Below are 24,431 nucleotides of genomic sequence, written 5' to 3' on the forward strand. Positions count from 1 at the left end.
GTAAGTGCTACTGTCGGCGGCAGTGCGCTAACAGGAACGGCAACGGTACAGTTCGTGGCCGGAGCGCCGTCCAGCGTGAACAGCACGCTGGCTGTGGGAATTAGCTCGCTGACGGCTGACGGAACGAGTCAGACGACAGTTACCGTGAAGCTGAAGGATGCGCAGGGCAATGCGCTGACCACCGGAGGGGCGACGGTGGGAATCACGTCGACCTCGGGGACGGTTAGCGCCGTCACGGATAACCATAACGGGACCTATACGGCGTCGCTGACGGCGCCGGTAACGGTGGGAACCGCGACCGTAACTGCTACTGTCGGCGGCAGTGCGCTAACAGGAACGGCAACGGTCCAGTTCGTGGCCGGAGCCCCGTCCAGCGTGAACAGCACGCTGGCTGTGGCCAATAGCTCGCTGACGGCAGACGGAACGAGTCAGACGACAGTGACGGTGAAGCTGAAGGATTCGCAGGGCAATGCGCTGACCACCGGAGGGGCGACGGTGGGAATCACGTCGACCTCGGGAACGGTTAGCGCCGTAACGGATAACCATAACGGTACCTATACGGCGACGCTGACAGCGCCGGTAACGGTGGGAACGGCGACAGTAAGTGCTACTGTCGGCGGCAGTGCGCTAACAGGAACGGCAACGATCCAGTTCGTGCCTGGAGCGCCGTCCAGCGTGAACAGCACGCTGGCTGTGGGCAATAGCTCGCTGACGGCAGATGGAACGAGTCAGACGACAGTGACGGTGAAGCTGAAGGATGCGCAGGGTAATGCGCTGACCACCGGAGGGGCGACGGTGGGAATCACGTCGACCTCGGGGACGGTTAGCGCCGTCACGGATAAACATAACGGGACCTATACGGCGACGCTGACGGCGCCGGTAACGGTGGGAGCGGCGACAGTAAGTGCTACTGTCGGCGGCAGTCTTTTAGCCTCGGTAGCAGTTGTCCAGCTTGTACCTGGTGAGGTCAGTTCATCCCGCTCTACGGTTACCGCAAGTGATCTGGTCGTCCGTGCAGATGGACAAAGCCAAGCTACGATTAACGTGAAGCTCAAAGACGAATATGACCATCCGCTTGAGGGTAGACAGGTGCAACTGCAAGCTCAAGATGGAAGTTCGGTAATCAAAGATGTGTATGGATGGACCAATGTGGATGGGCTAACCAGCTTTTCCGTAAGCAACCTGGCGGCAGAGACAGTGACCTATACGGTAAAAGAGATGGCGAGCAGTATATTATTGGATCAGACGGTGAGTATTGCATTTACGTACGACCAGCCACCTGCTGTCGAACTGAATATGGATCCGGCCGGTCCAACCTTTGGCAGCGTAAATGTTAAGGTAACGGCGTCTGTATATGGTGAATTCAATCAGGTTTCCTCCATGAAATGGGCAGCAGGAAGCCGTACGGTTACGGATTTTGATACTCAGGGTACAGAAATAACAGACCACTTTACGGTGCAAAAGAATGGCATTTATTCTGTGTATGTAAAAGATACAGCGGGCAACGCCAATGTAAGCCTGATTGAAATCCAGAACATCGTCCCTTTGAGCAGCAATGCAGACTTGAAGGTCTGGCAGTTGTTAGGACTCGGCGGGCCGGTACCATTTGATTTTGATCCAGGGAAGTCAAACAGCAATCTGGTAGTGAACCATCCGGTGTACGGGTTGAAGATGCTTTTGACCCCCGCCGACGTATACTCCGCCGTCTATGTGAATGAACACCAGGTAGGCAATAATTCGCTAACCGGGGAGTATGTTCTTGCAACGGGCCAAAATAAATTCGAGGTGCGTGTCAAAGCACAAGATGATTCCATGAAAACCTATACTCTCAACGTGACACGCTTAGCTGACTCCGTGCCGGATCCCATTCCAGCACCAGATCCAGCACCAGTCCCGGCTCCGACGGCTTCTTCGAGTCCTCAAAGCTCTTCGAATCCGCCATCACCGGACAACATGCCAGTGATTCGGGTGAATGATCAGAAGGTTACGGGAACGGTCGCAGTTCAAACAGATGCGAATGGATCGAAATCCATCGACGCGCTTTTGAATTTGGATCATTTGCGCCAGGCGATCGATTCTCTGCCCAACACTGCTGAAGCTAATCTCTCGATTTCAATCGAGGAAGAGGCAGATCATCTCACATTAAGACTTTCCGGTGATACAGTCCCGATTCTGGCCGGAAAAGTAGCCACAATCACGTTCATCACCCAGCACGGCCAATATCGGCTGCCACTACATGAAATCGTAAACCGGGAGTCTGGCTGGACGAAGGATATGGAATTGAGAATCCTGACAGGGCGCGGCCCGGCGGAAGAAGGATTGCAGAAGGCGGCGAACGCCGGTGGTTATCAACTGGTGACGGCTCCGATCCAATTTACCGTCCAAATCAAGCGGAATGGTGAAACTGAAGAAATATCCAGCTTCAATCATTTTGTAGAAAGAGTCATTTACTTGCCTACGGATGCCCGTGCTGCCTCAACGGCGGTAGTGTGGGATCAGAATAAAGGTGTGCGTACGGTACCGACAGTCTTCATCACAGTAGACGGCCATCGATCAGCTGTGGTTCGGAGTCTTACGAATAGTACTTATGCTGTCATTTATAAACCGTCCAAATTCACAGATACTCAGGGACACTGGGCGGAAAATGAAATTGCCGGCATGAACAGCAGATTGATCGTTCTGGGAACGGATGGTTCAGAATTTGCACCTGAAGCTATGGTTACCCGGGCGGAACTCGCTGCAATGCTGGCACGGGCGCTTGGACTGCCTGAAGGAGAGAATCCTGCGGGTTTCGTCGACATAAGCAGTGACAATTGGTACAATGGCGCCGTAGCTGCGTTAAAAGCATATGGAATGATGGATGGCTTCGGGGATGGGACGTTCAGGCCTAATCAGGCCGTGTCCCGGCAAGAAGCAATTGTAATGATGATCCGGGCATTGCGGCTGGCGGATACCGCGGGGCTGACAAGTAATAACGGTGCACAAGCCAATATAGACATCTATACCGACAGCAACCAAATTGCCGGCTGGGCAAGTGACGCTGTGCAGACTGCTATTCAATCCGGTTTGATCAAAGGGTATGGAAATGAACTACGTCCACAGCAGTCATTAACCCGTGCAGAGACTACTGTGCTGTTGTACCGGATGCTGCTCCAGGCAGGACTGATAAATAACTAAAGAGTATTTAATAGAAAACACCCCTTGCAATGCCCTCTGAATAAACCTATGGTTTATCCGGGCAAGCCAAGGGGTGTTTGTCGTCCGTAGTATCTTACAGCAGCTTCTCCATCACCATAACATCGATATAGGATCCGTCCATAACACCCTGCTTCTCAAATACCCCAACCTCGCGGTACCCTCTTTTCCGGTACAACCCTTGGCCTGCGTCATTGAAGGGGAAGGTGAACAATACAATTTTATGAAAACCGTTGTCCTGTGCGGTAGCCTCCAGCTTCGCAAGCAGGGCGCTGCCGATACCTTGCCCGCGAACGCTGCGCTCAATATACACGGACAGGTCGGCTACCCCGCTATAGGCGCAGCGGTGAGAGTACGGGTTAAGGGAGGCCCAGCCGATCACTGCCCCCTCCTGTTCAGCGACCAGTACAGTATGGCGCCCCTGATGCTCCTGCAACCATGTCTCCATGTAGGCCATATCCTTCAAACCGGTTTCGAGTGTGGCAATCCTGTCTTCAATTCCCTGGTTGTAAATACGGAGGAGACTTTCTGCATCCTTGTTCACTGCGGTGCGGACGGTAAGTGTGGTGTTCTTCTCCATGGGTATCTCTCCTTGCAGCTTTATTTCTTCGCTTGGATTACTGCAGATACGATATATTGATCTATGTTTTCTCCTGGTATCCAATCTTTAATAAAGGTCTTGGATTCATCCTTGGGCTCAATGCTAATCTCTGTAAAGCCGCTTTCCTTAAGAATAGCCTCCAGCTCCGATATGGAAGAAGCGCCGGAGATACAACCTGAATACAGCACGCCAAAGTCGTTCCTGATCTCAGGAGGAAGCTCTGCTGTAGTTACAATATCCGAGATGGCGAGGCGTCCACCCGGCTCAAGGACCCGGTAGGCTTCACGGAATACCTGAAGTTTGTCGGGAGAAAGGTTGATAACGCAGTTGGACATAATGACATTCACGGAATGGTCTGCGAGCGGAAGATGTTCAATTTCACCCAGACGGAATTCGGTATTGCCGAACTTTCCTTTTAATGCGTTGTCCCGGGCGCGGCTGATCATTTCGGGTGTCATATCGACACCGATGACATGCCCTTCATCCCCTACCTGGCGTGAGGCCAGGAAGCAATCGAAGCCGCCCCCGCTGCCGAGATCAAGCACGCGTTCTCCCGGCTTAAGCGCTGCAATCGCTTGAGGATTGCCGCAGCCAAGACCTAAGTTTGCACCTTCGGGAGCTGCTGCCAGCTCACTGCCGGAATAGCCGAGCTTCGTGGAGATAGAATCGAAATCTGACGGTGAACCACAGCAGGAAGAGGCTGATGTCACGTTCTTCACGGCAATTTGCGAATAGCGTCCTCTTACATTTTGGCGGATTTGGTCATTGGAAAGCTGGTCCATTCTTCAACACTCCTTTGAATTAATTGCAAATTGCAAGTATAAGTTAAGAGAAATCACCCGGTAACAGGCGCGCAGCATTTGCTGGATTTCCCCATAGCTTCATTAAAAAGCTTCACAGAGCGCAGCAGAGTCTCTTGCTCAAATTCACTCATATACGAAAAAGCCTCATCCAGATACGCATTCATTTGGGTATCAATAGTTGTAGCGACGCTCTTGCCGTTAGCTGTAAGCGAGAGAGTGTAGACTCTCCGGTCGCTGGGGTCCGGTGTTTTTTGGACCAGATTCATTTTGATTAACGCTTGAACCTGCCGGCTGAACGTTGTGACATCTGTACCCAGTGCATCTGCGATCTGTTGCATGGAGGGATTATGTCTGCGGTCCACCTCATACAGAATATGGCTATGGGCAGGGGAGAGATCACATCCTCCGACGGTACAGCAGTTCTTGTTCAGCAGTCCCAGACGGCGGGTCATGATCTGAAACAATTCACGTGTATTTTCCAAGTAGATTCACCTCGTAATTCAGTTATATATTATTTAGTTGCAAGTTGCAATATTTATTTAGGATTGTCATTTTTGAGATCCTAGTTTAGTATATAAGCGCAGGCTTATATACCTGGGAATGGAGGGACTGTCATGGAGGAAGCTGCCGTTATAACAGATGTGACTGAACTCGCTGATGACCTGAAGCTTTTGGGCGATAGAACGCGTCTCCTGATGCTGGCTTTATTAAAAGAGCGCGAATGGTGCGTATGCGAATTTGTTGCGATCTTTGACATCTCACAGCCTGCTATCAGCCAGCATCTGCGCAGATTAAGAAGCAAAGGAATCGTCAAGGAACAAAAAAAGGGCCAATGGGTATACTATTCCCTTAACATAGAAGACAAACCCCACATTCAGGCTGTGCTGAAGCTTACGCCGGATACGCCTGCGATTCTGGCCATGCTGAATAGAACGCCGGTAACAGCTTGCTGCGAAATACTGCATTAATCCAGCCGGATAAAGCCCGGATATACATAGGAGGTTGAATTTTGGAAATCTTAGCAGGTCTTATCTTTGTAATCACGCTGGTCTTTGTCATCTGGCAGCCCAAGAATCTGTCCATTGGATGGTCGGCTTGCGGCGGGGCGGTACTCGCTTTGCTTGTAGGTGTAGTCAGCTTTGGCGATGTGTATGACGTCACCTTGATCGTATGGAATGCGACACTGGCGTTTGTTGCGATCATTCTGATCTCCTTAATCCTCGACAGAATTGGTTTTTTCGAATGGGCTGCCTTACATATGGCGAGAGCGGCACGCGGGAATGGCACCCGGATGTTCATCTATGTCACCGTTCTTGGAGCCGTGGTGGCGGCATTTTTTGCCAATGATGGTGCGGCGCTCATTCTGACCCCAATCGTGCTGGCTATGGTCCGTGCGCTGAATTTTGATGAGAAGAAGGTTTTTCCGTTTATCATGGCCAGCGGGTTCATTGCGGATACCACCTCCTTGCCGCTTGTTGTCAGTAATCTGGTTAATATAGTATCGGCGGATTTCTTCGGGGTAACCTTTATGGAATACGCGGGCCGGATGTTAATGCCTACCTTGTTTTCTTTGGGGGCAAGTATTCTGGTCCTGTACTTCTTTTTCCGTAAAAGCATTCCGCGGTCCTTTGACAGCTCACAGCTGAGAGATCCGGTAGAGGCTATAAAAGACAAACAGATGTTCAAGCTGTCCTGGGTAGTGCTTGCAGTTCTGCTGGTTGGTTACTTTGTCAGTGAATTCCTGAACATTCCTGTGTCTGCCGTGGCTGGAGTGGTTGCAATCTTTTTCCTGCTGATGGCAAGAAGAAGTCCCTACGTACCTACTACGGAAGTGGTGAAAGGTGCACCATGGGCGATCGTATTCTTTTCGATTGGGATGTATGTGGTCGTATATGGTCTGCGTAATGCGGGTCTGACGGACGTTCTTGCTGATGTGATTCAGGCTGTAGCCGATCAGGGGCTGTTCGCTGCAACGATAGGGATGGGCTTCATAGCTGCCGTCATCTCTTCGATAATGAACAACATGCCTACCGTGATGATCGATGCCCTGGCGATTGATGCTACCCATACGTCTGGACTGATTAAAGAAGCTTTGATCTATGCGAATGTGATCGGCTCGGATCTGGGACCGAAGATTACCCCGATCGGCTCGCTGGCAACCCTGCTGTGGCTGCATGTGCTGTCAACAAAGGGTGTGAAAATATCCTGGGGTGCGTATTTCAAAACAGGTATTATTTTGACAATCCCTACACTGTTCATTACGCTGCTTGGCCTCTATATCACTTTAATCCTATTTTAACTTCAAAGGAGATTATGACTCATGGATAAGAAAACCATTTACTTTTTGTGTACAGGTAACTCATGCCGGAGCCAGATGGCTGAAGGCTGGGCCAAGAAATACTTGAGCAATGAATGGAGTGTCTACAGTGCCGGTATTGAAGCCCACGGTCTGAATCCGAAAGCCGTTCAGGCGATGAGCGAAGTTGGGATTGATATCTCAGGCCAGACCTCGGATATTATTGATCCACAGCTGCTTAATAACGCGGACCTCGTGATTACCTTATGTGGAGATGCCGCTGATAAATGCCCGGTTACCCCGCCACAAGTGAAACGTGAGCACTGGGGATTCGATGATCCTGCAAAAGCGCAGGGTACGGAGGAAGAGAAGTGGGCTGTGTTTCAGCGGGTACGTGACCAAGTGGGCGAGCGCATTAAGAAGTTTGCAGAAACCGGCGAATAAGGGAGAACGATTATGGCAAATTATCACGAGCTCATTCCGGGTAAAGTCTATATTGGCGGAGAGAATGCACTGTTCGAGGCTCTGCGGGAGCGGGAGATTAGCGATGTATTCGATCTGAGGGATACCGGAACGGAAGCCGAAGACTTTCCTGCAGAGGTAACCCGTCATCATTATCCGATTGTGGAGCATGAGAGCGGCCAGGAGGGTTCGGTGCAGGCGGCTATCCATGCGGTTACAGCGGCTGTGAATAGCGGCAAAACAGTATATTTCCACTGCGCTGGAGGCCGTAACCGTACGGGAACAGTAGCTACGGGAGTCCTGCTGGAGCTGGGACTGGCATCTACTGTAGAAGAGGCGGAGGCGTTAGCCAAAGAAAGACGTCCGGATATTAATATCAAGCAGGAAATGCGCGAAGTGCTGCAGGGCTTTTATCCGTCAAAATAAGCGGTTTGAAAGATAGAGACTGTCTCCCTGGGAGGCGGTCTTTTTACAGATGAAGATGAAGATGAAGATGAAGGGGATACCTATTTATTAAAAAAAGGAAACTGTACCGGCCATTTAATAATGCACATGGCAGATACAGCTTCCTTCTGATCTATAGTGTCTGAGCTTAATGCGCAGCGGCTCCCCGGGCGAGTTCCTGGCGAACGATTGGCGCAACCTTGGTACCCAGCAGCTCGATGGCTCGAAGGACTTCACGATGCGGCATGGTACCAACGTTGACATGCAGGAAGAAGCGGGTAACACCAAGATTCTTGCGCAGCAGCAGGATCTTCTCAGCGACATATTCAGCATCTCCTACATAGAGGGCGCCGCGCAGACTGCGGGCGTCGTCATAGGTGGCGCGGTTATAGGTTTGTCCCCAGCCCCGCTCGCGTCCGATGACATTCATCTGGGCTTGCGTGGAAGGATAGAACAAAGCGGCTGCCTGCTCGGTAGTTTCGCCGACAAAACCATGCGAATGTGTGGCGATTTGCAGCTTATCGGGGTTATGCCCGGCTTTGACGGCTGCATCTTTGTACAGCTGGACCAGTGGCGCGAAGCGCTCCGGCATGCCGCCGATGATGGCGAAGGCGATAGGAAGGCCAAGCATGCCCGCACGGATGGCGGATTCGGGATTGCCGCCGCTGGCGATCCATACCGGCAGCGGGTCCTGGACGGCGCGCGGATAGACGGGAAGATTATTAATGGCCGGACGATGGCCGCCGGGCCAGCTTACCTTTTCTGAGGCTCTGATCTTCAGCAGCAGTTCCAGCTTCTCCTCGAACAACTCGTCATAGTCCTCCAGACTATAGCCGAAGAGCGGGAAGGATTCGATAAAGGAACCCCGGCCCGCCATAATCTCTGCACGGCCGTTAGAGAGTCCATCGAGGGTGGAAAAAGCTTGATAGACGCGCACGGGATCATCCGAGGACAACACCGTTACAGCACTGGTGAGCCGGATCTTCTTCGTCATAGCAGCAGCAGCGGCAAGCACTACGGCAGGTGCGCTGCCGGCATAATCGGCACGGTGATGTTCACCGATACCATATACATCCAGTCCGACTTGATCGGCGAGTACAATTTCTTCCACGGCTTCACGCAGTCTTTCGGCATGGCTGATGACCTCACCGGTCACCGGGTCTGGCGTAGTCTCCAAAAATGTGCTGATGCCTATTTCCATAAGGGTATCCTTGTCGGGCATTTCAATCCGCCTCCTTTTTCTCGTATTTTTATATTACTATACTTTATAAAGTATATCAACTTTAGTAAGTTAATTTCGGATAAAAAAATGCCCGCCGCCCGGTTCAAACTGGGGGCGGCAGGCAATTACAATAATGCAGAGTTTAGGATTTCTTTTTGCCTACGGCAAGTTGTACAATCATGATGACAAGAACGAGCAGGGCAATGAGCTGGTCTATACTCATAGGGGTCCGGCCTCCAATCCTCGGTAGGATGGCTCTTCGGACCGCATCTCCTCTCCCAAGAAGCTGCTTCGTTCCCCCCTTTTCACATTATGAAGGGAAAGTTGAAGTTATTACTTCATGTACTGAAACAGTAATTGACAGCGGCCGCTTGAAGATGGATTCTTAATAGTGGATAAAATATCAATCAGATGATTACAGAGAGCAGGGTATACACATATGACAGATAGCGGACAACAACGCTACCGCTTCAGCGAAGCACCGATCTGGGAGCTGCAGCGCAAATATTATGAAGAACTGGGCATGCAAGCGTGGAAGAACGACCAGGTACCCCAGTATATAACGAGTAATCCGATGATCGGAACGGGTTATGCAGAGATGATCTTCGGTTTCCTGCAGGACCGGGCGGCGATGGGGCAGACTACGGAGCCGGTCATTATTCTGGAGCTGGGTGCGGGAGCGGGACGCCTCGCGTTCCATGTGCTGCAGAAGCTGTGTGAATTGATCGATTATGCAGGGCTGACGCTGCCACCTTTCACCTATGTCATGAGTGATCTTCCCTGGAAAAATATCACCGGATGGCAGCAGCATCCCGGCCTGATTCCGTTCGTTACGCAGGGTATTCTGGATTTCGCACGCTTTGATGCCGTTGCGGATACAGAACTGCATTTGACACAGAGTGGAAAGGTGATTTCACCAGGGACACTCGCACAGCCGCTGATGGTGATTGCCAACTACTTTTTTGACAGTATCCAGCAGGAGCTGCTCTATGTGGATGAAGGCAAAATATATGAATGCGAGGTCTCTCTGAAGTACCCGGAGCAGTCAGCGACCATGGGCCCTTCAGAGGTGCTTAGAGATCTTATCCCGGAATATTACTACCGCCGCGCAGAAGGCTATGAACAGAAGACCTACCCGTACCGCGATGTGATAGCGTTCTATCAGGAGAAGATGGAGGACGCGCATGTGCTCTTCCCGGAGGCTGCGCTGGGATGTATGGAACGGCTGAGTGCGATGTCCGGGGCGGGATTCCTGCTGCTGACCGCCGATAAAGGCGACCACCGGCCGGAGAACTGGGAGTATGCTGAGCCGCCGAAGCTGATTCATCATGGCAGCATCTCGCTAACCGCCAACTATCATGCGCTGGTGTGTTATTTTGAACAGAAAGGCGCAGTATCTTCATTTACAGAACATCATTACAAGAACCTGAACGTTGGCTGCATCTATATGCTGGAAGAACCTATGCGCCATGTCCAGGCCCGCTTGGCCTACCGCAGATTTATTGAGCGCTTTGGTCCGGATGACTTCTTCAGCCTGAAGCTGTGGATTGATCAGAATTTTGATACCATCGGATTGCAGCAGATTCTGGCCTTCTGGCGTCTGGGCGGCTATGATGCCGAGCTGTTCATCCAGAGTGCGGAGCGGATCTCCAGCCTGCTGGAGGATGCCAGCGACGAGGAGATCTTAGATCTGAAGCTGGGAATTGACCGGATGTGGACAGGCTTCTACCCGATGCCGCAGAAATATGATCTGGCCCTCGACAGCGGCCTGCTGCTGTTCGAGATGGGACTGTATGAGGATTCCCGGCGCTTCCTTACGCACTCACTGGAAGAGACAGAAGACGAGCCTGTGGTTACAGTTCTGTACTGCCTGGCCATCTGCAGCTATGAGCTTGAGGATCTGGAGGCAGCGCTGGAGTATACCCGGCAGGCGCTGGTTCTAGAGCCAGAGCATGAGGAAGCGCTGGATCTGCTGGCGGCACTTAGCGGGAACTAAGCCTGCTTTACATCACAGCTGTTATTTTGTAGAATACAATAAATTATGATTATGAAACGCAATGAAGAGAAGAGTAGATATATCCATTCTTTCACAGAGAGCTCCGGGTGCTGAAAAGGGGCAAAGAACGGTGTGTTGAACCAAGTCTCTGAGCGGCGTATTGGAACCAGTAAGATCTGGGGATAGTACGACAGGAGCTCCTGTTACAGAGCTAGAGTATAAGCCTTGCCTGCCTGGTAATGCCGTACTCGATGAGATTAATATGGCGACATATTAATAAACCTGGGGTGGTACCGCGAGAATCTCGTCCCCAAGACCATACGTCTTGGAGGTGAGGTTCTTTTTTGCGTGGGGCAAAGGTTCGAAAGAGCGGTAATCACATACACACAGGAGGTTATGGGCATGAGTAACGATCTGGAAGCCGCAGCAGCGGAGAATTATATGGATAAGCTGATCAGGGAAGATATAGAGGCCGGAATCTACAGCAGAGAAATCTGCACAAGGTTCCCGCCGGAGCCGAACGGGTATCTGCATATCGGCAGTGCGTTCGCCATTCACACCAACTACGGGATTGCGCAAAAATATGGCGGAACCTTCCATCTGCGGTTCGATGATACGAATCCGCTCAAAGAGGATATGGAATATGTTCAAGCAATCATCGAGGATATCAAATGGCTGGGCTGCAGCCCGGGAGAGCATATCTATTACGGCTCGGACTACTCGGAGGAAATCTATAACAGCGCTGTACGCTTAATCCGCAAGGGTAAAGCCTACGTCTGCGATTTATCACCGGAAGAGGTGACCTTATATAGAGGCACGTTGACAGAGCCGGGGAAGGACAGCCCTTACCGGGAACGGTCTGTGGAGGAGAATCTGCTCTTGTTCAGTGAGATGCGAAAAGGGTCATACCCCACAGGCTCCCGGGTGTTGCGGGCTAAGATCAATATGGCTTCACCGAACATCAACCTGCGTGATCCGATACTCTACAGAATTATTCATGCGGAGCATTACCGTACAGGGGATGCATGGTGTATTTATCCGATGTATGATTTTGCCCACCCGATTCAGGATGCGATTGAAGGCATCACCCACTCGCTATGCTCGCTTGAATTCAAAGACCACCGGCCGCTGTACGAGTGGGTACTGGAGGAGCTGGGAATCGAGGAAGCGCCTAGGCAAAGGGAATTCGGCAGGGTGAACCTGACGGGAGTGGTGACCAGCAAGCGGTATCTCAGAGAGCTGGTTGCGGGGAACTATGTGGATGGCTGGGACGATCCGCGGCTGCCCACGCTGCGTGGTCTGCGGAGAAGGGGCTTCACCCCGGAGAGCATCAGCAGCTTTGTCCGGGAGATCGGCATGGTCCGAAACCAGACGATGGCCGATTTCTCCATGCTGGAACACAGCCTGAGACAGGATCTTAAGGCCAGTGTGCCAAGTATCATGGCTGTGCTTGATCCGCTGAAGGTCGTGATTACCAATTATGAAGCTAAGGAGACAGAATGGCTGACCCTTGCCAATAACAGCGAGAATGCCGGGCTAGGCGAGAGAGAAGTGCCCTTCTCCAGTGTCCTCTATATTGAGCGGGAGGATTTCATGGAAGAGCCGTCAACCGGCTTCCGCAGGCTGGTCCCGGGCGGTGAAGTCCGTCTGAAGGGGGCGTATATCATCAAATGCGACGAGGTGGTTAGGCATGCAGCAACCGGGGAGATCAGCGAGCTCCGCTGCACCTATGATCCTCTGACCAAAAGCGGTAACGCCCTTAGCGGGCGCAAGGTCAAAGGCACCATCCATTGGGTATCGGCCAGTCATGGCATACCAGCGGAGATATACCTGTATGAGAAGCTGCTGAAAGACAGCGATAGCCCTAAGACAGAAGGCGAAACCTGGGAGGCATACCTGAATCCCGATTCCATAAAACTTATGACGGGTTGCCTGCTGGAACCTTATGCGGCTGGTGCCAAGCCTGAGGACAAATTCCAATTTATGCGCCAAGGCTACTTTTGCGTAGACAACAAGCTGACCCGCGGGGACCGGCTGGTGTTCAACCGTATCGTTCCGCTGAAGGATTCTTGGAAAGGCGGGGGAAAAGTCAGCAATTAACACAGCAACATAGTTTCTTCACAACCCCTCTTTATAATGAACTCTATACCCTGAATTCTGGAGGAGGTAGAGCGATGAACTGGTCCTGGTTAGTTACACTGGTCTGTCCGCTTATGATGATCATCATGATGTTCGGTATGCGTGGAGGACATGGGCACGGAATGCATTCACGGCGGCAGCCGAAGGTAGAAGAGCTGCAGCAAGAATTGAACGAGCTGAAGACGCAAAATGAAAAAATGCGGGCGGATATTAACAGGATTACTTCTTAAGGGCATGAAATAGCAGCGGGCGGGAGCCGGGGATGAACCCTGGACCCTGCCCGTTTTCTTTTGTGGCAACGCTTTTGCTCCAAAGCTTCACTTTGTCGGGGTTTTTCTCATATGAATAAGAAAGCCTAGATAAACATTAGGGCACAGAAGATGGACGGCAGGCAGAACGGGTTAATAATAGGGTATGGAAATGACGCCAAGCATTAGTTTGCGCAAATGCATTTACATTTTTCACAACGCAGATTATAATAAAATTAAACTAAATGTTGCATCGGGGAAACTTTCGTGTGTATAGACAACTTTTCCAGGCAAGAGGAGGGAATGAAAATGATGGAGCAAAACTTAGCAGAAGCACCTCCAATGATACACAGATCTAAAAACAGACTGACTGCACAGGCCGTACTGAGCGGGGATGTCAAAGGACTTAAAAGACTTCTTCCTTTCCTGGGGCCGGCTTTTATCGCTTCCGTAGCTTATCTGGACCCAGGCAATTTCGCCACCAATATTACAGCGGGTTCGAAATACGGTTATTTGCTCTTATGGGTTATATTCGCATCCAATCTGATGGCTGTTCTTATTCAGTCGTTATCTGCCAAGCTCGGCATTGCCACCGGTAAAAATCTGCCCGAGGTGGCACGGGAGAGATTCCCGAAAGGCGTATCGGTTTTCTTATGGATTCAGAGTGAGTTGGTGATTATTGCCACAGACCTGGCGGAATTTATTGGGGCGGCCCTCGGATTATATTTATTATTCGGTATCCCCATGCTGCCTGCCGCACTGATTACCGCTGTCGGTTCATTTGCTATCTTGGAGCTGCAGCGGCGCGGATACCGTACGCTTGAGGCGGGAATTGCCAGCATGGTGCTAATCGTCGTTCTGGCTTTTGCGTTCCAGGTGGTCATGGCACAGCCGGATGCCGGGGCAGTTGTCACCGGGATCTTCACTCCGCAGTTCCAGGGTGTGGACAGTATTCTTCTGGCTGCGGGTATCCTTGGCGCCACGGTTATGCCGCATGCGATTTATCTGCACTCCTCACTAACACAGAGCCGAGTGGTCGGAATTGATGACAAGGAGAAGAAACAGATCTTCAAGCTGGAGTTCATCGATATTCTGATTGCCATGCTGATTGCGGGTGCGGTTAATATGGCGATGGTGGTTGTAGCCGCGGCATTATTCTTCAAAAACGGATTGGTAGTCGAGGATTTGGATATAGCCTTCGACCAGTTCCGCCAGTTGGCCGGACCCGTTACCGCGATTTCCTTCGGACTTGGCCTGCTGATTGCCGGGCTCTCCAGCTCGTCGGTAGGGACGATGGCCGGTGATGTGGTCATGCAGGGTTTCATTAATAAAAGAATCAATCTATACCTTCGGCGCGCGATTACGATCATTCCTCCGCTGGCCATCATCGCCTTCGGCATCAATGCTACGAGCGCGCTGGTGATGAGCCAGGTTGTTCTGTCGTTTGGGATTGCGTTTGCCCTGATTCCGCTGGTGCTCTTCACGAGTGACCGCAAGATCATGAACGGGCTGGTTAACCACCGCATCACTACCATTCTGGGCTGGATCATCTGTGCCCTGGTTGTATCACTGAATCTGTTCCTGATTGTGGAGATGGTCATCTGAGGGAACTAGAATAAGAAGGAATGCAAAAGAAAGCCTCCCGTGTCCGGAGGCTTTCTTTATTTTGGAAGATGCAGAAGGAGCATTCGTTCTAGGGATCAGTCTCCGTATTCAGAAAGGCTTCGAAATCCGGGAGTGAATCAAGATCATAATTATGCACGGCCCTTACGATCTTTTCAATGGTGGATTGCTCAAAATCTTTAGCAGAAAGGGCAGACAGAGTTCTTGATGTTTTACGGATTAAAGGATAGTAAGCATCAATAATTTGGCCCATGGCCTCCCGGTCACCAAATTGGGCTCTGCGCACCCATTCATATAATTCGTAATTCTTCACTTCTTATTCTCCCCCTCACCAAGTACAGACAGCTTCAGATCTTGCATCGTATGAATGAGGTTGTCTATTTTTTTTTCGAAACGCAAAAGCAAGTATCCGGTTACCACAATGGGAAAGCCGAAATTGCCAATGGTCGTTGTAAGGACAGAAATGAACTGGGCCTGATCCATTTTTACATCTCCTCCTTTTCTATAGCGGTTTCAAAATGGGCTGGTGGTATACATTGTTTCAGCTTCTGCAAGGAACGCTGGCGCGTCTTGGAGACGGATTGCTGGGTTACATGTAAGAGAAGGGCGATTTCGCTATCGCGGCTGCTGGAAGAATAGGCAAGGGTGATCACATATTTTTGTTTGGGTGTTAATTGGGAGAAGCCATCATAGAGCCACTCATTATTAAGCTGGGATTGAAAAACATCGGGATCGACTGTGACCTGGGGAATATCATCTCCGTTATAAACATTCGACAATATCTCGCCCAAAGAAACAGTGTCTTCGTCGGAGCCGGGTTTATCGAAGATCAGTAATTCCCGTTCCTCTTCTTTTTTTATTTTTCTTAAATAATCGATCCGGCTGTTCGTAATTAGAGAACTGAGGTATTTTGTAAACCGGATGGCGAATAAATAAGCCTTGAAGGCTTGGTTCAGCTTGGCCTGATTGGTTGTATTAGGTTCGTGTATAAACTTTTGGACGTATAGAGCATTCTCGGGGTGAGAGGAGAACCCAAGTACGATAGGATGTTGCAGGGATAATTCAAATTCATATCTGGTGATGGGTGTGGCAGTCCCTGATTTTCTATTCATATTGTAGATCTTCCTTTCTTGATGTGGTTTGTTCACCCTATACTCTATAAAGTGAAGGGAACGAACGAAATTACAACCTAAATAGGAACAAATGTTCCTATTTATTATACTTTATTTGGTTAATGAATGGAATCCATACCAAAAAGCCCGCCCCGGCCTCAATCAGGTTAACCTGATCGAGGGCTGGAGACGGGCTGTTCTTATGACAAAGACTATGCTCTTTAATACGGATAATATTATTGTTTCACGATATCCTGAACAGCTTTGTCGAGCGCTGCCAGAAGCTGATCATGGTTCAGCTGGCCGCCCAGGTATTCCTGCATGGCAGCACCGAAGCCTTGAGTTACACCGTCAGGGAACATATCCCAGTTCCAGCCCAGTGCGGTAGCGGATTTCTCCTGCACAGCCACGGCAACCTGGCCGATGTCTGCGGCGTCGGCTTCCACGTTGGTTTCAGCCGGAATGAATTTGAATTCCTTGGTGAGATACTTTTTGCCAGTTTCCGAGCTCACGAGCCAGTTCAGGAAAGCCTTGGCTTCTTCCGGATGAGCGGATTTGCTGTTCACTACGTAGTTGTTAGGCACCCCTACAAGAATCGTTCCTTCTTCATCACTGATTGGAAGCGGAAGGAGACCGAGATTCAGCGCAGGATCAATTTTGTCGATATCTCCTTGCGTCCAGTTACCCTGCAGCATCATAGCCGCTTTGCCGGATGCAAATTCAGCAACCTGGGTAGCATAATCTGTAGTCATTTTGTTATCCTGTGCGTTGTCGAAGATGACGTCTACCAGATTCAGCCATTGCTCGAAGACAGGGTTGCCTTTGATCGTTGCTGTGCCGGCTTTAACATCATCGATGAATTTCTTCGGATCCGGCTGGTGGGCCAGACCTACGTTAACCAAGTGAATCCCCATGGACCACCATTCATTGGTAGCTTCAAAAGGTGTGATGCCTGCGGCCTTCAATTTGGCTGCTGCTTCCTTCAGTTGTGAAAGTGTTTTGGGTTCTTCAGTAATCCCGGCTTTGGTGAACAGATCCTTGTTATAGATCAGTCCATAGCCCTCAACGTTCATCGGCATGCCATACAGCTTGCCGTCCACAGTGGCCGGAGTTTTGGCGGTTGGAATCAGATTAGCCGCCCAAGGCTCATTGGACAAATCGGTGGCACGGTCCATATAAGGAACCAGGGCCGTAAACCCACCGTTATTGAAAATTTCCGGTTCGGAGCCGGAAGCGATCTCCGCTTTGAGCAGTGCACCGTAATCTTCACCGCCGCCATGTGTTTCCACTTCAACCTTCACGCCGGTTTCTTTCTCATATTCTTCAGCCAGTGCATTCAGCTGCTCGGCAATTTCAACCTTGAACTGGAACATTTTGATCGTTACATCTTTGGCCGGAGCTGCAGTAGCTTCTGGCGCTGCTGTTTCTGTTCCTGAGTTGACAGCGTTACCACTGCTTGCGGAATTATTATTGCCGCCATTACCGCAACCTGCGATAATAAGTGTGCAAACGGTTGCGATAACAAATGCGAACTTTCTTTTCATAGTATAACCTCCCTGGTCTAGTGGTTCCTGCAACTTGATCGTAATGTAAATACGAATAGACTTACACTTAATATTTTGCTCGAAAAGGTGGATATTGTTGCAAAGGTTTTATCCCTTAATGGAGCCGGCGGTTACACCTTCAACAATATAACGCTGCAGTGACAGGAAGAACAGAAGAATCGGTGTAATTGCCATCACCAGACCCGCGAGGGCGAGATCCCACTTCTTGGTGTACTGGCCGAAGAACTTGGTCACAGCAACCGGCAAGGTGGTAAGGTCCTTATTGCCTCCAATAACAAGTACCGGCAGCAGGTAGTCATTCCAGATCCATAACGTGTTCAGAATGATAACCGTTACGATAATAGGCATCAGCAGCGGGAATACGATTTTGAAGAAAACCCCATACGGGCTTGACCCGTCGACCCGGGCCGCTTCCTCCAGCTCAATGGGCACGCTCTTGATGAAGCCGTGGAACAGGAAGACCGATAGCGGCATCCCGAAGCCGAGATAGCAGGCGACAATACCGTACAGTTCACCGCGCAGCTCCAGGATGCTGGTTACCCGGACCAATTGCAGCATCAGGGACTGGAACGGGATGATCATTGCGGATACGAGCAGCAGGAATACAAAGGAATTGAAGCGCGACGGCTTGCGGACGATCTGGTAAGCCGCCATGGAGCTGAACATCACGATGAAGATGACACTTAGGATTGTGATCTGCAGCGAGTTCCAGAAGGCCTGCGGGAAGTTGATCGCATCCCATACCTTCGAGTAATTGTCCCAGTGGTATACCTGCGGGAAGGATGCGGCATCAATCAGGATTTCCTTCAGTCCCTTAACCGAGTTGCTCAGCACCAGGTAGAACGGAGAGAGGAACACAAGGGCCAGTAGTATAGCGGCGATTTCCAGAACGAAATTTCGGAGACGGTATCTGCTGTTCTCCATTATGCCGATACCTCCTTCCGTTTAGTGATCCAGACCTGGGTGACCGTAATTAGTGAAACGGCGAAGAAGAAGAGCAGCGCTTTGGCGGTGCCGAGGCCGTAACGGTTGTTGATCAGTGCTTCCGCATAGATGTTATAAGCGAGCGACTGGGTGGAGGTTCCCGGTCCGCCTTTGGTTAGCGACAGGTTGAGATCGAACATTTTGAAAGCATTCGAAGTGGTCAGGAACAGACAGATGGTAATCGCAGGCATGATCAGCGGGACATAGACGCTCTTGAACAACTGCGGAGCGCGTGCGCCGTCGATTTTGGCGGCTTCGATCAGGTCCTTCGGAATTCCGGCCAGTCCGGCGATATAAATGACCATCATATACCCGGCAGTCTGCCAGACAAACACAATCACCAGACCCCAGAAGCCGGTACCGGATGTACCCAGCCAAGGAAGCTGGAAGAAGGCAATGCCGGTAATGTCGCCGATCGTGGCGAAGCCTTTGGTGAAAATAAACTGCCAGATGTAGCCCAGCAGAATACCGCCGATGACATTGGGCATGAAGAAGATCGTGCGCAATACTTTCTTGGTCTTCAGGGTCGTCATTAGCAGGAATGCGAGCAGAAGCGCCAGTACGTTAGCAGCAATCACGGATACGACGGTGAAGCGCAAGGTGAAGAATAGGGAATCCCAGAACTTGTCGTCATTCGTAAAAATCCGTTTCCAGTTAGCCGCACCTGTCCAGACTGCTTTGTCCAAATCCAGCCCGTTCCAGTTGGTGGAGGAGTAGTAGAAGCCAAGAATGAAGGGTGTGACCACAATGGTCAGGAAGAAGAGCAAGGCGGGCCAGAGGAAAATGATTTGCTGTCCCCAGCCTTTTTGCAGGCGCAGAGCTTTTCTCATATGGAGTCTCCTTTGTATATAGTTAATCTACGGGTTCACACCTTCATTATAGGAACAGGCAGGAATGATCAACACTCAATTTGATGATGATAAAAGTGGATTATTTTGCAGCGGATGCTCGCGAATTCTTCAGGAGGCTTAAGTATGTTCAAAAACAGTATCCGGACCCGGCTAATGGCGCTTGTGCTGCTGGCTTCGGTAATTCCATCCGCCATATCGGTTACATTCTCCTATTTGTATACCAAACAATCGGTTACCGAGCAGTCGGTGAAGCAGAACACGAAGCTGCTGACACTCGGGGAGGCTAATCTGAGCAGCTACTTCAGCGGTATGAATCAGCGGATCATGTCGCTATATAGCGGAATCAACGTGCCCAGCTCTTTTTATACCACCCTCCTTACCGCCAAAAGCCCAAAAGATGTTCCACCCGGCACCGCTGTTCCAGATACCCGGGCTGTGATCTCCACCCAGCTATACAATCTGTTCCTCTCTGACCGGAATACCTTTCAGATTCATCTGTATGTGCGGGCGGCCCGGCAGTCCAATCTGCTGCTGGGCGGATTGTTCCGGCGGGAGTCTGATACCGGCTATGTCTCGGCAGAACCTCTGAGAGAAACCTACCGGCCTTACATCGAAGTCACGCATATGGATCATCAGTACGGGATGAAATCCGGTTTTCCTAATTTGAAGCCGGGAAGCGAGCCGGTATTTACGGCCCATTTTCCTATTTACAAGACTCCAAGTGCGGACGTTCTGGCAGATCTCTCCATAGACTACCGCCTCACGGAGCTGGAGGGAATCGTCAAATCCATGTACAATTCCGATACGGAGCGCTTATATGTGTTGAACGATCAAGGACAGGCGCTTTTTGCCTCCGACCCCGAGTGGATCGGCAAGCCGGTTAAGGCAGGCTGGAGCCAGCTTCCCGGGAACAAGGGCAGCGGACATTTTACCTGGAAGAAGGAAGGTTTCGAAGGGATCGTCATGTACCGGCATATCGAGGATCCCTTATTCAAGGGTAATATTATCAAGCTGGTTCCCTATGAGGATCTGTACGGGGATGCCCGGGTGATCACCCGGTTCAATACCGGAATCGGCGTATTGTTCCTCCTAGTGGGGGGAATCAGCGCCGTGCTTATTTCTATTGGCTTCACCAGACCGATCAAGAAGCTGATCTCCTTCACCCAGAAGGTACAGATTGGGCAGCTGGATGCACATATGGATGTGGAACGGGAAGATGAATTCGGCCTGCTGACGCGCAAAATCACCGGGATGACCCGGACGATCAATGATCTGATCCTCAAGGAATACAAGCTGGAGCTGGCGAATAAGACCAACCAGCTGAAGGCGCTGCAGGCACAGGTTAATCCACATTTTCTATACAATGCATTGCAGTCTATCGCCAGCTTGTCCTTGCGGTACAATGCGCCGAAGGTATATGATCTCATCTATTCACTTGGCAGCATGATGCGTTATTCCATGAATACTGAACGCACACAGGTGCCGCTCCGTGACGAAATTGAGCATGTCCAGAACTATGTTATCCTGCAGACAGAACGATTCGGGGAAGAGAATCTCCGTCTTGAAGTAGACGCGGAAGAGAAAGCGCTGGAGATAGTGGTGCCCAAAATGATTTTGCAGCCGATTGTGGAGAATATCTTCAAGCATGGCTTCGCGGATGGTATACAGGGTGGACTCATCGCTATCGCTTGCGCGGTGGATACGCAGGGCCGGTTAGTCCTGGCTGTCAAAGATAACGGCAAGGGGATAACACCTGAGCGGCTGGAAGAAATCAATGCCTTACTTGCAGTCAACAGAGGCATGGAGCAGGAGGAGATTGGACTGTACAATGTGCTGGCCCGGCTCCGTTTGCAGATGAGCGCTGGGGCGGAACTGCTGCTGCGTGATAATGGGGATGGGGGCCTGACTGTCACTCTCCTTATTCCGCTGGACATATAGATAAGTTGAACTAAAAAACATAAAAGGGTAGGAGTGCGGAGGGGAAGTTTGGAACTGTAGGAGCGATAGCGAGCGCCTTTGTCTGCGGATTTCCACCGCGAACAGCGGTATAAATCAAGTAATCTGCAGATGGGCAGCGGCCGGAAGTCCAAACATTCCCCGCAGTTACGACCGGACTATAATATGAAAATCAAAAGTTCAACTTATATCGATTACTTACAGAAAAGGAGCGGCGGAGCATGAAGGTACTGATAGTAGATGATGAGAAGCATGTTAGAGAGGCGATACGCTATTTCGTACCTTGGGAGAAACATCATATTACCGATATCTATGAGGCTACCAACGGGCAAGAAGCGATGCGTATCATGCAGGAGCATCAGCCCGCAATTGTCTTCACGGATATGCGGATGCCGCTGATGGATGGAGCGGAGCTGCTGGAGTGGCTACACAGCCACTATCCGCATACCAAGACTATTGTGATCAGCGGTTATCAGGACTTCAACTATGTGAAGCCTGCTATTGTCTACGGCGGAACCGATTATTTGCTCAAGCCGCTGAACAGTAAGCAGCTGATCGCTGCAGCGGAGCGTGCCTTTAAGCTGTGGCTGGAGGAGGAGGAGGGACGACAACAGGCGCAGCGTCAAAATATGCAGCTAAATGTGCTGCGGCCGCTTTATTGGGACAAGGTACTCTCGGATCTGGTGGCTGGACAGGCGTCCTTTCAGGAACTGAGGCATCCGCTGAGCGAAGAACTCGGCATGCCGCTGTTTGCGGCAGATTGCAGAATTGCGGCCCTCTCGCTGCAGGGAGCGGACTGCCGGCTGCTGCAGAGATTCCACGGCGATGTGGGACTGACCTCTTTTGTACTGGCCAATGTCTGCAACGAAGTGCTTGCCCCGAAGCAGATGGGCTTTGCCTTCCGCAGCTGGCAGAAGGGGGCAGACCTGGTCCTTCTATTCTGGGCAGCTGTTATGGAAACCGAGGCAGAGGTGAGCCGGATCAACGAGTCCATTAGGCAGACCTATGGTGTGCAAATGGATATTGGGCTCAGCCTTCCCGCAGCCTTTCCGGAAGAATTGCAGACGGCCTTCCACCAGGCCTTACAGGCTTTGAACGAGCGTAATCTGCTGCAACGGGAAGGGCGCATTCACCTCTACCGGGAGCATATGGAGGAGAGTGGGCCTGAAGGAGACTACGCCTCCGAAGCTCACCTGGATAAGCTAAGAATTGCGGTTCTCTCCGGAGATTTGGACAAAATGGAGCGGGCAGTAGACGAATGGTCAGACCTGTTGTCCCGTCTGCCTCTGCTGACGGAGAGCAGGCTCCTCCAGCTTCAGCATGAGATCTCAGAGGTTCTGAAGCGCTGGCGGCCGGATGAGGAGATTTCATTAGGCATTTGCTATGATAACGAAGGTCTTTTCTCCGTGGAGAATTGGCGGGATCAGCTTAAGGCGCTGCTTCAGCACTTGTCCAAAGGAAACACCCAGGCGCCGGACAATCGGCTTATTGAGGAGATCAGGCAGTATCTCCATCAGAACTATGCCAGAGATATGACACTGCAGCATATTGCAGAGCAATTTTTTATCAGCAGAGAGAATGTCTCACGGAAGTTCAAGCAGATCACAGGGGAGAATCTGTCTGATTATTTAACCGGTATCCGGATCGACAAGGCCAAAACACTGCTGCAGAATACTAATCTCCGGCTGTCGCAAATTTCAGAGCTGGTCGGTTATGAGGATGAGAAATATTTCAGCCGTGTCTTCAAAAAATCTACAGGGCAGACACCCAGGGAATACCGCAAGCAGGGAGAAATTCTCTAGCACAATTACACGATTATAGGTCGGCCCTTTCAGCTTTCTTCTGCTTTTAACCGATAGTATAGAGTATAGAGATAGGTACATATTCATTCGGTTGATTCGGGAGGACGCAGCATGGAAAGATATTTAGGCAAAAAAATTAAAAACGATTTGATTAATGCCTATGGAGTAACGGTAATCCCTGCAGACAGCATCCTGAATGCAGAGCATCTGGAGCTTATCCGCAAGCAGAAAATCAGTGTACTCGACATCATCTTTGAAGCTGAGAAAGGGCAGAAGCCCTCCAGCAAGGAACTGGCGTATAACGTGGTGAACGTATCCAGGGATTTGTTCGAGTCCTTCCGGGTCTCACGCAAGGTTCCTCTGACAGATATCCGCAAGGAGGTCGTGCCTGTTGTTCAGGAAATATCCCTAAATCCCGATATTTTTGCGATGTTCAGTGCGATCCAAGGCAAGGATGATTATACGTACCAGCATAATATTGGAGTAGGTGTATTGTCCACGCTCATCGGCAGATGGCTTAACATGAGTGAGGCCGAGCTGTCGGTTCTCTCTTTAGCCGCCACTCTTCATGATATCGGCAAGCTGAAGATTCCCTCCGAGATCTTGAACAAACCCGGCAAGCTGACCCCGGATGAATACGAACTAGTCAAAAAACATACCATACTGGGTTATGAAATGCTGAAGGAAACCACGGGGGCCAATTCCCACATTACACTGACGGCACTACAGCACCATGAGCGGAATGACGGCAGAGGTTATCCCCTGGGTCTAAAAGAAGAGCAGATTGACTTCTACAGCAAGATCGTAGCCGTAGCCGATATTTTTCATGCCATGTCCTCCAGACGCCCCTATCATGAGCCGGTTCCGTTCCATACCATTGTCGATCAGATGAGAAGAGGTAGCTTTGGTGCGCTTGACCCGAACATCGTGTCCGTCTTTCTTGAGAATATTGTGAAGCGCACCGTGGGCCGCGAAGTGGTTCTGACGGACGGGCGTGTCGGTGAAATTGTCTACCTGAACCCCCACGATATTGGAACCCCTCTAGTGAAAATTGACGATGAGTATATTGACCTGAGCAAAATGAATACCCTTAAGATCAAAGAAATCAATATTGAGTAGGAAGTAAAATTGC

General features: G+C 50.7%; 22 protein-coding genes and 1 other annotated feature. Of the genes, 12 read left to right on the forward strand and 10 right to left on the reverse strand.

What is annotated here, in order from left to right; translation table 11 throughout:
- Nucleotides 1–3,177, forward strand: a 3,177-nt coding sequence (locus ACAN54_RS26415; protein ID WP_379162688.1) for an invasin domain 3-containing protein, incomplete at its 5' end; no start/stop codon positions are given.
- A gap of 94 nt (nt 3,178–3,271) precedes the next feature.
- On the opposite strand, the gene ACAN54_RS26420 is transcribed toward ACAN54_RS26415, so the two are convergent.
- From ACAN54_RS26420 to ACAN54_RS26430, 3 genes are read right to left on the reverse strand one after another with little or no spacing between them, the layout of a single operon-like run.
- Nucleotides 3,272–3,775, reverse strand: a complete 504-nt coding sequence (locus ACAN54_RS26420; protein WP_379162691.1) for an arsinothricin resistance N-acetyltransferase ArsN1 family A — start codon at nt 3,773–3,775, stop codon at nt 3,272–3,274.
- 20 nt (nt 3,776–3,795) lie between these two features.
- Nucleotides 3,796–4,578 (reverse strand): arsenite methyltransferase, encoded by a 783-nt coding sequence (locus ACAN54_RS26425; protein ID WP_379162694.1) that lies wholly within the window; start codon nt 4,576–4,578, stop codon nt 3,796–3,798.
- 53 nt (nt 4,579–4,631) lie between these two features.
- The gene (locus ACAN54_RS26430; RefSeq protein WP_379162697.1) at nt 4,632–5,081 is read right to left on the reverse strand and encodes a MarR family winged helix-turn-helix transcriptional regulator; all 450 of its coding nucleotides are present in this window, start codon (nt 5,079–5,081) and stop codon (nt 4,632–4,634) included.
- A gap of 150 nt (nt 5,082–5,231) precedes the next feature.
- On the opposite strand from ACAN54_RS26430, the gene ACAN54_RS26435 reads away from it, so the two are divergent.
- The 4 genes from ACAN54_RS26435 to ACAN54_RS26450 are packed head-to-tail and all read left to right on the forward strand — an operon-like array spanning nt 5,232 to nt 7,783.
- A complete protein-coding gene (locus ACAN54_RS26435; protein WP_379163026.1) occupies nt 5,232–5,567 on the forward strand; it encodes an ArsR/SmtB family transcription factor in 336 nt (111 codons plus the stop codon).
- A 41-nt stretch (nt 5,568–5,608) separates the two neighbouring features.
- Nucleotides 5,609–6,898: an arsenic transporter gene (locus ACAN54_RS26440; protein WP_379162700.1), complete on the forward strand. Its 1,290-nt coding sequence runs from the start codon at nt 5,609–5,611 to the stop codon at nt 6,896–6,898.
- A gap of 21 nt (nt 6,899–6,919) precedes the next feature.
- Nucleotides 6,920–7,339: an arsenate reductase (thioredoxin) gene (gene arsC, locus ACAN54_RS26445; RefSeq protein ID WP_379162703.1), complete on the forward strand. Its 420-nt coding sequence runs from the start codon at nt 6,920–6,922 to the stop codon at nt 7,337–7,339.
- A 12-nt stretch (nt 7,340–7,351) separates the two neighbouring features.
- Nucleotides 7,352–7,783 (forward strand): protein-tyrosine phosphatase family protein, encoded by a 432-nt coding sequence (locus ACAN54_RS26450; protein WP_379162706.1) that lies wholly within the window; start codon nt 7,352–7,354, stop codon nt 7,781–7,783.
- Nucleotides 7,784–7,949: 166 nt separating this feature from the next.
- On the opposite strand, the gene ACAN54_RS26455 is transcribed toward ACAN54_RS26450, so the two are convergent.
- Nucleotides 7,950–9,023 carry an LLM class flavin-dependent oxidoreductase gene (locus ACAN54_RS26455; RefSeq protein WP_379162709.1) on the reverse strand — a complete coding sequence of 358 codons (1,074 nt, stop codon included), beginning with the start codon at nt 9,021–9,023 and terminating at the stop codon, nt 7,950–7,952.
- Between the two features lie 439 nt (nt 9,024–9,462).
- On the opposite strand from ACAN54_RS26455, the gene ACAN54_RS26460 reads away from it, so the two are divergent.
- From ACAN54_RS26460 to ACAN54_RS26475, 4 genes are all read left to right on the forward strand, one after another.
- Complete coding sequence (locus tag ACAN54_RS26460; RefSeq protein WP_379162711.1) at nt 9,463–11,019, forward strand: tetratricopeptide repeat protein; 1,557 nt, start codon at nt 9,463–9,465, stop codon at nt 11,017–11,019.
- Between the two features lie 52 nt (nt 11,020–11,071).
- Nucleotides 11,072–11,334 (forward strand) — a binding site (T-box leader).
- Between the two features lie 87 nt (nt 11,335–11,421).
- Complete coding sequence (locus ACAN54_RS26465) at nt 11,422–13,119, forward strand: glutamine--tRNA ligase/YqeY domain fusion protein (protein WP_379162713.1); 1,698 nt, start codon at nt 11,422–11,424, stop codon at nt 13,117–13,119.
- 74 nt (nt 13,120–13,193) lie between these two features.
- Nucleotides 13,194–13,388 carry a DUF2933 domain-containing protein gene (locus ACAN54_RS26470; RefSeq protein WP_379162716.1) on the forward strand — a complete coding sequence of 65 codons (195 nt, stop codon included), beginning with the start codon at nt 13,194–13,196 and terminating at the stop codon, nt 13,386–13,388.
- Between the two features lie 360 nt (nt 13,389–13,748).
- Nucleotides 13,749–15,011 carry an Nramp family divalent metal transporter gene (locus ACAN54_RS26475; protein WP_379163029.1) on the forward strand — a complete coding sequence of 421 codons (1,263 nt, stop codon included), beginning with the start codon at nt 13,749–13,751 and terminating at the stop codon, nt 15,009–15,011.
- An 88-nt stretch (nt 15,012–15,099) separates the two neighbouring features.
- Here ACAN54_RS26475 and ACAN54_RS26480 read toward each other — a convergent pair whose 3' ends face one another.
- From ACAN54_RS26480 to ACAN54_RS26505, 6 genes are all read right to left on the reverse strand, one after another.
- Nucleotides 15,100–15,342 (reverse strand): helix-turn-helix domain-containing protein, encoded by a 243-nt coding sequence (locus ACAN54_RS26480; RefSeq protein ID WP_379162718.1) that lies wholly within the window; start codon nt 15,340–15,342, stop codon nt 15,100–15,102.
- Entirely contained in the window at nt 15,339–15,512 is a 174-nt protein-coding gene (locus ACAN54_RS26485) for a YvrJ family protein (protein WP_379162720.1), read from the reverse strand. The genes ACAN54_RS26480 and ACAN54_RS26485 overlap by 4 nt, the downstream gene beginning before the upstream one ends.
- Before the next feature lie 2 nt (nt 15,513–15,514).
- A complete protein-coding gene (locus ACAN54_RS26490) occupies nt 15,515–16,141 on the reverse strand; it encodes a sigma-70 family RNA polymerase sigma factor (protein WP_379162723.1) in 627 nt (208 codons plus the stop codon).
- A 236-nt stretch (nt 16,142–16,377) separates the two neighbouring features.
- Nucleotides 16,378–17,685: an ABC transporter substrate-binding protein gene (locus tag ACAN54_RS26495; RefSeq protein WP_379162726.1), complete on the reverse strand. Its 1,308-nt coding sequence runs from the start codon at nt 17,683–17,685 to the stop codon at nt 16,378–16,380.
- Nucleotides 17,686–17,793: 108 nt separating this feature from the next.
- Nucleotides 17,794–18,630, reverse strand: a complete 837-nt coding sequence (locus ACAN54_RS26500) for a carbohydrate ABC transporter permease (RefSeq protein ID WP_379162729.1) — start codon at nt 18,628–18,630, stop codon at nt 17,794–17,796.
- Nucleotides 18,630–19,520 carry a carbohydrate ABC transporter permease gene (locus tag ACAN54_RS26505; protein ID WP_379162732.1) on the reverse strand — a complete coding sequence of 297 codons (891 nt, stop codon included), beginning with the start codon at nt 19,518–19,520 and terminating at the stop codon, nt 18,630–18,632. The genes ACAN54_RS26500 and ACAN54_RS26505 overlap by 1 nt, the downstream gene beginning before the upstream one ends.
- A gap of 144 nt (nt 19,521–19,664) precedes the next feature.
- On the opposite strand from ACAN54_RS26505, the gene ACAN54_RS26510 reads away from it, so the two are divergent.
- The 3 genes from ACAN54_RS26510 to ACAN54_RS26520 all read left to right on the forward strand — a co-directional run bounded on the left by ACAN54_RS26510 (nt 19,665) and on the right by ACAN54_RS26520 (nt 24,418).
- A complete protein-coding gene (locus tag ACAN54_RS26510; RefSeq protein WP_379162735.1) occupies nt 19,665–21,479 on the forward strand; it encodes a sensor histidine kinase in 1,815 nt (604 codons plus the stop codon).
- Nucleotides 21,480–21,718: 239 nt separating this feature from the next.
- Nucleotides 21,719–23,299: a response regulator gene (locus ACAN54_RS26515; RefSeq protein WP_379162738.1), complete on the forward strand. Its 1,581-nt coding sequence runs from the start codon at nt 21,719–21,721 to the stop codon at nt 23,297–23,299.
- 111 nt (nt 23,300–23,410) lie between these two features.
- Nucleotides 23,411–24,418, forward strand: coding sequence for an HD-GYP domain-containing protein (locus ACAN54_RS26520; RefSeq protein ID WP_379162741.1), 1,008 nt, complete (start codon nt 23,411–23,413; stop codon nt 24,416–24,418).
- Nucleotides 24,419–24,431: the final 13 nt, after the last annotated feature.

It is taken from the genome of Paenibacillus diazotrophicus, from assembly GCF_042610465.1.